This window comes from Burkholderia sp. LMG 13014 (assembly GCF_905232215.1).
Lineage (GTDB): Bacteria > Pseudomonadota > Gammaproteobacteria > Burkholderiales > Burkholderiaceae > Burkholderia.
Genome location: NZ_CAJNKE010000145.1, coordinates 1 through 12,105 on the forward strand (window position 1 = coordinate 1; position 12,105 = coordinate 12,105).

The 12,105-nt window shown below is 63.7% G+C and carries 14 protein-coding genes and 3 tRNA genes; 9 read left to right on the forward strand and 8 right to left on the reverse strand.

Annotation, left to right across the window (positions count from 1 at the left end):
• A partial coding sequence (locus JYJ84_RS16545; RefSeq protein ID WP_205189292.1) for a DUF2946 domain-containing protein occupies positions 1 to 351 on the reverse strand: 351 nt, incomplete at its 3' end.
• A 198-nt stretch (positions 352 to 549) separates the two neighbouring features.
• On the opposite strand from JYJ84_RS16545, the gene JYJ84_RS16550 reads away from it, so the two are divergent.
• Positions 550 to 696 carry a hypothetical protein gene (locus tag JYJ84_RS16550; protein ID WP_006756195.1) on the forward strand — a complete coding sequence of 49 codons (147 nt, stop codon included), beginning with the start codon at positions 550 to 552 and terminating at the stop codon, positions 694 to 696.
• A gap of 223 nt (positions 697 to 919) precedes the next feature.
• A complete protein-coding gene (locus tag JYJ84_RS16555) occupies positions 920 to 1,513 on the forward strand; it encodes a chorismate mutase (RefSeq protein WP_175223464.1) in 594 nt (197 codons plus the stop codon).
• Between the two features lie 34 nt (positions 1,514 to 1,547).
• Here JYJ84_RS16555 and JYJ84_RS16560 read toward each other — a convergent pair whose 3' ends face one another.
• Both JYJ84_RS16560 and JYJ84_RS16565 read right to left on the reverse strand, forming a co-directional pair.
• Positions 1,548 to 2,687: an exonuclease domain-containing protein gene (locus JYJ84_RS16560; protein WP_122944754.1), complete on the reverse strand. Its 1,140-nt coding sequence runs from the start codon at positions 2,685 to 2,687 to the stop codon at positions 1,548 to 1,550.
• Between the two features lie 141 nt (positions 2,688 to 2,828).
• The gene (locus JYJ84_RS16565) at positions 2,829 to 3,032 is read right to left on the reverse strand and encodes a cold-shock protein (RefSeq protein ID WP_011351289.1); all 204 of its coding nucleotides are present in this window, start codon (positions 3,030 to 3,032) and stop codon (positions 2,829 to 2,831) included.
• A gap of 393 nt (positions 3,033 to 3,425) precedes the next feature.
• On the opposite strand from JYJ84_RS16565, the gene JYJ84_RS16570 reads away from it, so the two are divergent.
• A complete protein-coding gene (locus JYJ84_RS16570; protein WP_122944753.1) occupies positions 3,426 to 3,692 on the forward strand; it encodes a hypothetical protein in 267 nt (88 codons plus the stop codon).
• 501 nt (positions 3,693 to 4,193) lie between these two features.
• Positions 4,194 to 5,345 carry a porin gene (locus JYJ84_RS16575; protein ID WP_122944752.1) on the forward strand — a complete coding sequence of 384 codons (1,152 nt, stop codon included), beginning with the start codon at positions 4,194 to 4,196 and terminating at the stop codon, positions 5,343 to 5,345.
• 84 nt (positions 5,346 to 5,429) lie between these two features.
• Here the strand turns inward: JYJ84_RS16575 and greB are convergent, their stop codons facing one another.
• Positions 5,430 to 5,993: a transcription elongation factor GreB gene (greB, locus tag JYJ84_RS16580; protein ID WP_122944751.1), complete on the reverse strand. Its 564-nt coding sequence runs from the start codon at positions 5,991 to 5,993 to the stop codon at positions 5,430 to 5,432.
• 129 nt (positions 5,994 to 6,122) lie between these two features.
• Here greB and JYJ84_RS16585 point away from each other — a divergent pair.
• From JYJ84_RS16585 to JYJ84_RS16595, 3 genes are all read left to right on the forward strand, one after another.
• Positions 6,123 to 6,199 (forward strand) — tRNA-Arg (locus JYJ84_RS16585).
• Positions 6,200 to 6,266: 67 nt separating this feature from the next.
• Positions 6,267 to 6,343, forward strand: a tRNA-Arg gene (locus JYJ84_RS16590).
• A gap of 61 nt (positions 6,344 to 6,404) precedes the next feature.
• Positions 6,405 to 6,481, forward strand: a tRNA-Arg gene (locus JYJ84_RS16595).
• A 192-nt stretch (positions 6,482 to 6,673) separates the two neighbouring features.
• On the opposite strand, the gene JYJ84_RS16600 is transcribed toward JYJ84_RS16595, so the two are convergent.
• The 4 genes from JYJ84_RS16600 to JYJ84_RS16615 form a co-directional block, all read right to left on the reverse strand.
• Entirely contained in the window at positions 6,674 to 9,040 is a 2,367-nt protein-coding gene (locus JYJ84_RS16600) for a bifunctional (p)ppGpp synthetase/guanosine-3',5'-bis(diphosphate) 3'-pyrophosphohydrolase (RefSeq protein WP_174918282.1), read from the reverse strand.
• Positions 9,041 to 9,103: 63 nt separating this feature from the next.
• Positions 9,104 to 9,307, reverse strand: coding sequence for a DNA-directed RNA polymerase subunit omega (gene rpoZ / locus JYJ84_RS16605; RefSeq protein ID WP_006025620.1), 204 nt, complete (start codon positions 9,305 to 9,307; stop codon positions 9,104 to 9,106).
• A 58-nt stretch (positions 9,308 to 9,365) separates the two neighbouring features.
• Positions 9,366 to 10,049: a guanylate kinase gene (gene gmk, locus JYJ84_RS16610; protein WP_122944749.1), complete on the reverse strand. Its 684-nt coding sequence runs from the start codon at positions 10,047 to 10,049 to the stop codon at positions 9,366 to 9,368.
• A gap of 6 nt (positions 10,050 to 10,055) precedes the next feature.
• Positions 10,056 to 10,979: a YicC/YloC family endoribonuclease gene (locus JYJ84_RS16615; protein ID WP_122944748.1), complete on the reverse strand. Its 924-nt coding sequence runs from the start codon at positions 10,977 to 10,979 to the stop codon at positions 10,056 to 10,058.
• A 173-nt stretch (positions 10,980 to 11,152) separates the two neighbouring features.
• Here JYJ84_RS16615 and rph point away from each other — a divergent pair, with 173 nt between their 5' ends.
• Complete coding sequence (gene rph / locus JYJ84_RS16620; RefSeq protein ID WP_122944747.1) at positions 11,153 to 11,884, forward strand: ribonuclease PH; 732 nt, start codon at positions 11,153 to 11,155, stop codon at positions 11,882 to 11,884.
• 1 nt (position 11,885) lies between these two features.
• On the forward strand, positions 11,886 to 12,105 hold a 220-nt coding region (locus tag JYJ84_RS16625), incomplete at its 3' end, for a non-canonical purine NTP pyrophosphatase (RefSeq protein ID WP_275890723.1).

Here is a 12,105-nt window from a genome sequence, read left to right on the forward strand (position 1 = left end):
GAGACGGATGCCCTTGCGGGGACAATCGGGGACGACGGGAGCGGCCGCGCGATAGGCGAACGTCCGTACGAAGCCCGGCAGCGCGGGCGGGCTCGACCCGAGCGCCACGTTCGCCGCGAAGCCGGGGCAGTACACGCAGTGCGGCACGCCGGCATGGTCGAACGACGACGTATCGTGATCGCCGCCCGCCTGCGCGAGCACGACCTGGCGGGCGCCCGCTGCACTGCACAACTCGAGCGTGAGCTCGCCGGAGCCGCTCGATGCGAGACGCGCATAGCCGATGACGGGCGACAGTACGTTCAGTACCAGCGCCAGCCATACGAGGCCGATCCAACGCGTCGTTCGTTTCATCGCGGTCCAGGAAAAAGTGCGCGCAAGTATAACAAGCGACCCGATTGTTGCCGATTCCGTACGATGCAATAGTCGGCATCGCAGCGCGCGCCGGAGCGCATGTGCCGTTAATACAACAGAGACAAAATCTAACGATTCGCCACTGGCATAAATCCAAGCGCGAGGTTGATAATCATCGAACCTGCTGGAGAAATGACCATGGACGAAAGACCAACTCGCATGCCACCGCCCGAGCAAGTGATGAGCCCGGATCCGGAACCCGTCGGCGTGGAATTCCTCGCCGAATTGCCTGACCACGTGCGGGCATTCTTCGACGAGCAGCACAAGCTGTACTCGCCGAAGTGAACGCCTGTTCGGTTCTGTAACCGCCACGTGTCGATCATCGCTATCGTGCGGTTCATCACTGCGCATTGCGCGCAATTCGCCTCGCACCCGGGCCGCAACAGCCTGACGGTGCCGGATCAGCTCGCCTGCTGATTCTCTGGTCGCTGCGCTACGCCGCGCGACTGTCTTCGTCTATCCTTCTGGTTTTCCACTTCCGGCCCGCCCGGCTCTCCCGTTCGTTCCGATGAAGCAAGCCCTTCGTGCCAGCCTCGCTGTCGCCGCGCTCGGCGTCGCCCTCTTTTCGTCTCCGCGTATCGTCCATGCAGACGGCGACGACACCGCCCTCACCAACCTCGTCGCGCTCGCGTCGCAGCGCCTCGCGCTCGCCGAACCGGTCGCTCGATGGAAATGGGCCAATCACAAGGCAATCGAGGACCGGCCGCGCGAAGCGGCGCTGCTCGCCTCGGTCGAGAAGCGCGCGGCACAAGCCGGCGTCGACCCCGCGTTCGCGCGAGCGTTCTTCGAGGATCAGATCACCGCAAGCAAGGATGTGCAGAACGCGCTGTTCGCCACCTGGCGTGCGACGCGGCCGCCAGAAGGCACACCGCCCGATCTCGCGACCAGCACGCGCCCGGCGCTCGACCGGTTGACGCAGAAAATGCTCGCGGGGCTCGCGCAGGTTGCACCGCTGCGCGATGCGCCTGATTGTCAGGCGCGGCTCGCGCGCAGCATCGCGAACTGGAAGACACTCACGCGCTACGACTCTACGCAGACGCAGGCACTCGACACCGCGCTGTCGCACGTCTGCTCGGCCGGCGGCGCAAGCGCGATCGGTTGACGCAGCAGGCGCGGATCGCGCGGCCGCGCTTGATTTAACCCGCCTGCCCCGCAGGCGCGAGCGCGACGAGCGGAATCAGTTGCAGGCCGCGTGCGAGATGCGTCTGCAGCAGGCGGTGGGTGAAGGGTTCGAACGCACCATCCGTCCCGTCGGCCGCGAGCCGTGCGGCCGCATCGAGCGATTCCGCCACGCCGAGATACCGCCAGCCATCGATCACATGAAACAGGCGGCGCTCGCCGCTCGCCTCGAATGCAACGGCGCCGTCGAACGGCCAGGGCGCACCGCCGGCACGGGCAGTGTCAGCCGCGGGGCGACGGTTGTACGATGGGCGCAGCCGGGTGATCCATTGCGCTTCGGCGAGCATCGCCCCCAGCTCGTTGCCGGTCTCGCGCCATTCAACCCGGCGCACCTGCTGCGCAAGCCGCATTTCCTTCGACGAACGGCGCTCGCCGGTCAGTAGCGCACGCAGCCGCTGCCGCACGCGGACACTGCGGCCGACATACAGCGGCGCATCGCCCTCCCCGAACAACGCGTACGCGCCGCACCCGGCCGGCGCCGTATCGAGCCAGGCTTCGGTCAGGTCGCCGCCCAGACGGAAATGACGCGTCGTGCGCGCGATCTGGTCGCGCAACCGCTCGAGCGGCACGATATCGTGCAACTGGCGCCAGAACTGCCACAGGAGATCGGCATCCGCCAGCGCCCGGTGGCGCGCAGCCGGCACGAGGCCATGGCGCTCGATCAACGCGTCGAGCCCGTGCCGCGCTTCGCGCGGGAACAGCGCACGCGACAGCCGCACCGTACACAGCACATCAGGATTGAACGCGAAGCCGGCGCGCTCGAATTCGGCCCGCAGGAAGCCGCGGTCGAAACTCGCGTTGTGCGCGACGAACAGCTTGCCGTCGAGCCGCTCGAACAATGCCGGCGCCAGCGACGCAAACGACGGCGCGTCGCGCACCATTTCGTCCGAAATGCCCGTCAGTTGCTGGATGAACGGTGGAATCGACTGGCCCGGATTGACGAGCGTCGTCCACGTCGACACGCCGAGCGGGCCGATTTCGACCACACCGATTTCGGTGATGCGGTGTTCGGCGGGTGAGCCGCCCGTGGTTTCAAGGTCGACGAAAACAAGCGGCTGTTCGCTGGCGGGATCGGACGGTCGGGGGGAATCAGACATGAAAAGACTGGGAAACGATGCTTCCGTGAGTATGCACCGGCACCCCTGTTCGCGGCCAGCCCGAACCGAAATGTTCCGTCCCCGGAAAACAAAAAGCCCCCGCAATGCGGGGGCCGGACGTGATCGGCAATGCGTGGCGCGTCAGACCGCCTGGATATTCGCTGCCTGCTTGCCTTTCGGCCCGACTTTCACGTCGAACGAAACACGCTGGTTTTCCTTCAGCGTCTTGAAGCCGTCCATCTTGATTTCGGAAAAGTGTGCAAACAAATCTTCACCGCCATTGTCCGACGTAATAAAGCCGAAACCTTTAGCATCGTTAAACCATTTCACGATACCGGTATCCATGTCTTCGTTCCCCACTCGATTAGATCAAAAAAGCTATTTTTATAGCCGTTTCCCGAAATCCCGAAACATTGCGCCAGCACCCGCACCAGCACGCCGCCCGAGGACGGAGTGCTGACTTTATAAATTGGACAATCCGGGTGCGTCAAGAAAATTTTTGACGAACGTTTTATCAAAAAAACGCTAATACCATTGGAATCGGTACACCATCGCCTTTGATTAATTGATTCGCATCAAAAACCTGTCAACATTACCGGGATCAGCGCATCGATAATCTCGACCATGAAATTTCTACCGGGGACAAATCGGCTCGGTAAAATCCTCGGGTTTTTTCCGGGTTGCGGAAATGCGGGGACATTGCGATGCTCACTCAACGCCGGATGGAAGGAGAAGGTCATGTGGCTGGACGGAATCAAGCGCTTCGCGAGCCGGCTCGGACGCGTACGCCGCAAGTCCCGCGCCCTGGCCGAGTCTGCGCGCGAAGCGCCGTGCGACACCGAATTCGATACGACCTGGCACGGTGATCACTGGCAGAACCTGCTCGCATCGCCTCTCGATGCCCGTCACTACGTGATGGAAGACTGGACCTACACGCCGCCCCCCAACGAAGCCAAGGAGGCCGCACCTGCGGCCAAGCGCAAGCGGCGCACGTACGCGCAATAGCACGCGGCGAGGCGGGGCAAAAAAAAAGCGCGACTGGGAAGTCGCGCCGACAAAGGTTTGGAGATCTTTTCCGTCAACGAAAAAGTCTGCTTCGGAAAGCAGAGATCGCAGTATAGCGAGAGAACAACCTTTCATTATTCATGCTCCACACAAACCTCTATTGCCGATGCGTCAATAATCGCGCTATGAGCACCCTCGCCTACTGCTGACCACCTGTCGCGATCGCGCAACGCCCGCTCCGTAGTCCTAATCGACATTTTTCTTCGCTGCAGTGCCGCAAACCCTTGATGGGCAATCGTTTGCGCTGCCCATGAGATCTTTGCGGATTCCAAAATATATTATTGCTTAATGCGTGATCGCCCCCCGCTTCACGCACTCCGTACACTGCACATGGCTTTTTGATAAGCGCACCGCCGCTCTGCCGGACCGGCCGTAACGTCAAGCAAAACATGCCAGTCCGCAGCAGGTTCGATCGACATCATCCTGTTTGGAGACAGATCCATGAAAAAAACCCTGATCGTCACCGCGTTGTCGGGTGTCTTCGTTACAGCAGCCCACGCCCAAAGCAGTGTGACGCTATACGGCCTGATCGACGCAGGTATCACCTATACCAACAACCAGGGTGGCCACAGCTCATGGTCGGAACGCAGCGGCCAGATCAACGGCAGCCGCTGGGGCCTGCGCGGCACGGAAGATCTCGGTGGCGGCCTGAAAGCAATCTTCGTGTTGGAAAACGGCTTCAACATCGCCAACGGCACGCTCGGCCAGAATGGCCGCGAATTCGGCCGCCAGGCGTTCGTCGGCTTGTCTCATGACCAGTTTGGCGCCGTCACTCTCGGTCGCCAATACGACAGCGTCGTCGACTACATCGGGCCGCTGTCGCTGACCGGTACGCAATTCGGCGGCACCCAGTTTGCCCACCCGTTCGATAACGACAACCTGAACAATTCGTTCCGGATCAATAACGCTGTCAAGTATACGAGCATCAATTACGGCGGCCTGAAGTTCGGCGCGTTGTACGGCTTCTCGAACAGCAACCAGTTCTCGAACAATCGCGCGTACAGCGCGGGCGTGTCGTACACCTACGCCGGCTTCAATATCGGTGCTGGCTACCTGCAGTTGAACAATGACATCACGGGCCTCACGTCGGCTGAGGTCACCAACAGCGGCGGCGCGGTAGCAGGCGACAACACGTTCGTCGGCAAGCGTCAGCGCGTGTTCGGCGGCGGCCTGAACTACACATTCGGCCCGGCAACGGCCGGCTTCGTGTTCACGCAATCGCGTGTGAACCGGGCGCTCGGCATCTCCGCGGGTGCCTCGGGCGTGTCGAACGGCCTGGGTCTCGACGGCACGTTTGCGCGCTTCAACAACTACGAAGTGAACGCGCGCTACGCGCTCACGCCGGCCCTGTCGCTGGCCGGATCGTACACATACACCGCCGGCTTCCTGGACGGCCGTCATCCAGGCTGGAATCAGTTCAACCTGCAGACCGACTATGCACTGTCCAAGCGGACCGACGTGTACGTGCAAGGCGTGTATCAGCGCGTCAGCGCGGACGGCCTGGGCATCGGCGCCTATGTCAATGGCCTCGGTGGTGCGTCATCGACCAACAAGCAGATCGCAGTCACGGCCGGCTTGCGCCATCGCTTCTGAGCGACCCGCACATCCGCCGCACGCCGGATGACGAAGCGCCCCATCGGGGCGCTTTTTCTTTGCCGAGCTATGCCCGAGCGTCGCTCAGGCGTTGCCCGGCGCCGGATAACGGACGTCGAGCACGTCGATCGGCTGCGCGCCGGCCGGCGTCATCAGCATGACGGTATCGCCGATCTTCGCCTTGATCAGCGCACGCGCGACCGGCGAGATCCAGCTGACGCAGCCGTGATCGAGATCGACCTCGTCGATTCCGACGATCGTGATCGTGTGATCCTCGCCGTCCGGCGTCTCGTAATCGACCGTTGCGCCGAAAAACACCTGGTCGACATTCTCCTGCCGGCTCGCATCGACGACTTCGGCAAGATCGAGCCGCTTCGTCAGGAAGCGGATGCGGCGATCGATCTCGCGGAGCCGCCGCTTGCCGTAGATATAGTCGCCGTTCTCCGACCGGTCGCCGTTCGACGCGGCCCAGGACACGAGCCGCACGACCTCGGGACGCTCGACGTCGATCAGGTTCAGCAGTTCGTCCCTCAGCCGCTTGTGGCCGGCCGGCGTGATGTAGTTCTTCGCACCCGCCGGAATCGCGGGCTGGGCCTGGTCGAGATCGTCGTCGTCGCCGTCCGACTCTTTGACAAACGCCTTGTTCATGATGCGGGTTCAACATGGATGACTGATGCTCCAAGGGTACACGAAGGGCGCCCCGGCAAGGTCCTGCAGAACAATTCGCGAATAAGGCTTCCCTTTTTATACAACCCTGCTATAATTTCGCTTCTGCGTGCGGCTGTAGCTCAGTTGGATAGAGTACTTGGCTACGAACCAAGGGGTCGTGGGTTCGAATCCTGCCAGCCGCGCCACTTTTTTCGAGGGCCTTCTGATCCGAAGGCCCTTTCAGTTCGAAGCAGTAGAAGTTTTGTTTTGCGTGCGGCTGTAGCTCAGTTGGATAGAGTACTTGGCTACGAACCAAGGGGTCGTGGGTTCGAATCCTGCCAGCCGCGCCACCTTTTTGGGGGCCTTCCCATCGTAGAAGGTTCCGACAGTTGAAGTAGTACCGCTTTGCGTGCGGCTGTAGCTCAGTTGGATAGAGTACTTGGCTACGAACCAAGGGGTCGTGGGTTCGAATCCTGCCAGCCGCGCCATCTTAAAAGGGCTTTCCTCCGGGAAAGCCCTTTTTCTTTTCTGCCCCCCCCTTCCCCCTCCATGAACGGCACGACACCGCCGCACCCGACCGGCCTCGGAAAGACGCCGCCAAGCTCGCGCTGTCGCACCGCAGGCACCAATGAAAACGGCGGCCCATGGCCGCCGTCGCATTGCTCGTCACGCAGAACGCGTCAGTAATCCTGCCGCTCGCGCTCGATGCGCATCCCGCCGTCGTGACGCGCATGCGCGCCGTCGTCGGTCGAACGCTCGCGCATGATCCGCATCACGTCCGGATTGGTGCGCACGCGCCGCATCACGTTCGCGAGATGCACACGGTCGCTGACCTGGATCACGAAGCGCAGCACCGTCGATTCGTGCGTCAGATCCTCGTCCATCGCGATATGAACGATGTTCGCGTCAGCCGACGTGATGTCAGCCGCCACCCGCGCAAAGATACCCTTCGTGTTCTTCACCAGCGCCTTCACCGCAACGTCGAACAGGCGGCCCGGCTGCGGCGCCCATTCGACGTCGATCCAGCGGCCCGGATCGCGGCGATGAATACGCTGCGCCACGCGGCAATCGGTCGTATGAATCGCCATCCCGAGGCCGATGCCGATGTAGCCCATGATCGCGTCGCCCGGAATCGGCCGGCAGCACGCGGACAGCTGCACCGACATCCCTTCGGTGCCGGTAATCACGACCGGCGGCGCATGGTGTGCGGGATGCCGCTCGGACTTCGGCAGATCGTCGTCCGCATCGCGGCCGCTCATCAGCACCTCGATGCGCTTGGCCATCACCGCGGCCACGCGACGGCCGAGGCCGATATCCGCGAAGATTTCCTGACGGCTCTTGTTGCCCGTCCACTGCACGAGCTTCTCCCACACTTCCGGCTCGACATCGGCGAGCGCGAGACCGTAGCCCTTCAAACTCTGGTCGACGAGGCGCTCGCCGAGCTGCACCGACTCGTTCAGACGCATCGTCTTCAGGTAGTGACGGATCGCCGAACGCGCCTTGCCCGTGCGCACGAACCCGAGCCACGCGGGGTTCGGTTTCGAGTACGGCGCGGTGATCACCTCGACGATGTCGCCGCTCTTCAGCTCGGTGCGCAGCGGCAGCAGCTCGTTGTTGATCTTCACGGCCACGCACTGGTTGCCGAGATCGCTGTGGATCGAATACGCGAAATCGAGTGCCGTCGCGCCGCGCGGCAGCGCCATGATCTTCGACTTCGGCGTGAACACGTAGACCGCATCCGGGAACAGGTCGATCTTCACGTGCTCGAGGAATTCGCTCGAATCGCCGGCTTCGCTCTGGATGTCGAGCAGCGACTTCAGCCACTGGTGCGCGCGCTTCTGCACGTCGCTGAGATCCGCGCTACCGTTCTTGTACAGCCAGTGCGCGGCCACGCCTGCCTCGGCGATCTCGTGCATCTTGCGCGTGCGCACCTGGAACTCGATCGGCGCGCCGAACGGGCCGACGAGCGTGGTGTGCAGCGACTGATAGCCGTTGATCTTCGGGATCGCGATGTAGTCCTTGAACTTGCCGGGGACGGGCTTGTACAGCGCGTGCAGCGCGCCGATGCACGTGTAGCAGTCGAGCGGGCTGTCGACGACGACGCGGAAACCATACACGTCGAGCACCTGCGAGAACGACAGCTGCTTGTCGCGCATCTTGCGGTAGACGCTGTAGATGGTCTTTTCGCGGCCGGTGATCTCGGCGTCGATCTTCGCGTCGGCCATCGCGCGCTGCGCGGCCTCGAGGATCTTGCTGATCACTTCGCGGCGGTTGCCGCGCGCGGCCTTCACGGCCTTCTCGAGCGTCGCGTAGCGATGCGGGTTGAAGTTCGCGAAGCTCATGTCCTGCAGCTCGCGATACGTGTTGTTCAACCCGAGGCGGTGCGCGATCGGCGCGTAGATGTCGAGCGTTTCCCGCGCGACGCGGCGGCGCTTTTCCATCGGCACCGCGCCGAGCGTGCGCATGTTGTGCAGGCGGTCGGCGAGCTTGACGAGAATGACGCGCACGTCGCGTGCCATCGCGAGCAGCATCTTGCGGAAGTTTTCCGCCTGCGCTTCCTCGCGGCTGCGGAACTCCATCTTGTCGAGCTTCGACAGGCCGTCGACCAGTTCGGCGACCTTCGGGCCGAACCGTTCGGCCAGCTCGCTCTTGGTCACGCCCTGATCTTCCATCACGTCGTGCAGGAGCGCGGCCATCACGGCCTGCGCGTCGAGCTTCCAGCCGGCGCAGATTTCCGCGACGGCGACGGGATGGGTGATATAGGGTTCGCCGCTCTGGCGGTATTGACCGAGGTGGGCTTCGTCACTGAAGTGGAACGCCGCCTTGACCTCTTTGATTTCTTCCGGAGCGAGATACTCGGCAAGCGCGGCCGTCAGTTTCGCGATCGAAACGACGCCGTGCTTGCGAGGCTGCTCCGGTGTGGCGGTCGGCCCGAACAGATGCCGGAAGGACTGTTCGAGGACCGCGTCGATGTACTGGCGCGCAGGCGACTGGGCCGTGGCTTCGGTGGTCGAATCCGCGGAGGCGGACGATGGGGTGGTGCTCATATTCGCCTCCAGGTCGAGTCGTTGCGCGCGTGGATTACATGGCTGGAACGGGCCGGATGCGCGTTACACCGGCACCTTCTTCAGCATCTCGACGCCGACCTGGCCGGCAGCGATTTCGCGCAGCGCGACGACGGTCGGCTTGTCACGGCTTTCGATCTTCGGCGTATGGCCTTGCGCGAGCTGCCGCGCGCGGTAGGTGGCGGCGAGCGCCAGTTCGAAGCGGTTCGGGATTTGCTTCAGGCAGTCTTCGACGGTAATGCGAGCCATGTTGGTAATTCCTTCTGAATATAGTCCTTATTCTACCTTATGTCCCTCGTCCCCCGCGTCATTCCGCGTGGGGCAGATGGATGCCGAGCTCGATGAACAGCTCCGTGTGTCGCGCGTACTGCGAAGCAAAGCGCAGGCGCGTGGCCGCGACGATGCATTCGAGCTCGGCAAGCGCACGCTCGAAATTCTCGTTGATCACCACGTATTCCGCTTCCGACGCGTGCGCGATCTCGCTGCCGGCTGCAAGCAGGCGGCGCGTGATCACGTTCGGTTCGTCCTGGCCGCGCTTCTTCAGGCGCTCTTCGAGCGCGTCGAGCGACGGCGGCAGGATGAAGATGCCGACCGCGTTGCGGAACTGCTTCTTCACCTGCAGCGCGCCCTGCCAGTCGATCTCGAGCAGCACGTCGTGGCCGTTCTTCATCTGCTCTTCGATCCAGACGCGCGACGTGCCGTAGTAGTTGCCGTGCACTTCCGCGCTCTCGAGGAATTCGTGCGCCGCGTGGCGCGTGCGGAAATCCTCGACCGTCGTGAAGTGATAGTGGCGCCCGTCCTGCTCGCCCGGGCGCGGCTTGCGCGTCGTGTACGAGATCGACAGGCAGATGTCGTGGTCCTTCGACAGCAGCGCATTCACGAGCGTCGACTTGCCGGCGCCCGACGGCGCGATGACCATGAACAGGTTGCCGGGATAGACGCCGCCGTGCAGCGAATGCGACACGTGCGCGTCGCGGGTAGATTCCGTCATGTTGCTTTACTCCAGGTTTTGCACTTGCTCACGCATCTGCTCGATCAACAGCTTGAGCGCCATCGACGAGTCGGCGAGCTCCTTCGCCGCCGCCTTCGAGCCGAGCGTGTTCGCTTCGCGATTCAGTTCCTGCATCATGAAGTCGAGACGCTTGCCGACACGGCCGCCCTTCTCGATCACGTGACGCGTTTCGTTCAGGTGCGCGGTGAGCCGCGACAGCTCTTCCGCGATGTCGATCCGGATCCCGTACATCGTTACTTCCTGACGAATGCGCTCCGCGGCTTCCTCGCGCGTGACGATCGTCGAGCTGCCTTCGGGCGCCGCGATGCCGAGCGCCTCCTGCAGCCGTTCGACGATCTTCTGCTGGTGCTTCGCGATCAGCTCCGGCACGAGCGGCGTGATGCGCGCGACGATCGCTTCCATCTCGGTGACGTTCGACAGCAGCATCGTTGCCAGCTGCGCGCCTTCGCGCGAACGCACGACGACGAGTTCGCCGATCGCTTCCTTGCCGCACGCGAGCACCGCCTCGCGGATCGCGTCCGCCGACACGCCGCTCTCGGCGATCACGCCGGGCCAGCGCAGGATCTCGCCGGCGCGCAGGCGGCCGACGCCCGGGAACGTGTCGAGCACCGAACGCTCGAGCTCGGCGAGCTGGCCGAGCGCCGACTGGTTCAGCGCGCCCGCGCCGATGCTCTGCTCGCCGCGCTGCAGGTTGATGCGGATGTCGACCTTGCCGCGCGACAGCTTGTTCATCAGCATTTCGCGCAGCGCGGGTTCGCACGCGCGCACGTCGTCCGGCATCCGGAAATTCAGGTCGAGGAAGCGCGAGTTCACGGTGCGCAGTTCGACCGACACGCTGGTGCCGCCGTTGCCGGTGGCCGTCGCGAGTTCGCGCGTTGCGCTCGCGTAGCCCGTCATGCTGTAGATCATGGTTCGTCTCGCCGTCTGGGTGCCCTCGCGGGCGGGGATATGTCGAGGCGCCCGGCGCATCGTCAAGCGCGGGGCGGGAAGCGCGCATTATCCCATTTTTGCGGACCACCCCGCCGGGCAAGCCCGCCGTTCAGCGCTAAAATCGGGGTTTCCTCCCGTTCCGCGATTCCCACATGACGTCCTCCGTTTCCCGCCCGAGCGGCCGCCGCGCCGACGAACTGCGCAAGGTCGCCCTCACCCGCCACTACACGAAACATGCCGAAGGCTCGGTACTGGTCGAATTCGGTGACACCAAGGTGCTCTGCACCGCCAGCGTGTCCGAACGCGTGCCCGATTTCCTGCGCGACCGCGGGCAAGGCTGGCTGACCGCCGAATACGGGATGCTGCCCCGCGCGACGCACACGCGCAGCGACCGCGAAGCCGCGCGCGGCAAGCAGACCGGCCGCACGCAGGAAATTCAGCGCCTGATCGGCCGCGCACTGCGCGCGGTGTTCGACCTCGAGGCGCTCGGCCCGCGCACGATCCATATCGACTGCGACGTGATCCAGGCCGACGGCGGCACGCGCACGGCAAGCATCACCGGCGCGTTCGTCGCCGCACACGACGCCGTGTCGAAGCTGATCGCGGCCGGCAAGCTCACGCGCTCGCCGATCACCGACCACGTCGCCGCGATCTCGGTCGGCGTGTACGAAGGCGCGCCCGTGCTCGACCTCGATTACGCGGAAGATTCGCAGTGCGACACCGACATGAACGTCGTGATGACGGGCGCCGGCGGCTTCGTCGAAGTCCAGGGCACGGCCGAAGGCGTGCCGTTCTCGCGCGCCGAGATGAACGCGCTGCTCGACCTCGCGCAAGGCGGGATCGCCGAGCTCGTGCAGTTGCAGAAAGACGTGCTGGGCGCCTGACATGCCGGACGACCACACCATCGCGCCGCTGTCGCGCATCGTTCTCGCATCGAACAACGCCGGCAAGCTGCGCGAATTCACCGCGCTGTTCTCGACGGTCGGCATCGAGATCGTCCCGCAGGGCGACCTCGCGGTGCCCGAGGCGGACGAGCCGTTCGGCACCTTCATCGAGAATGCGCTGACGAAAGCGCGCCACGCGTCGCGGCTCACCGGGCTGCCGG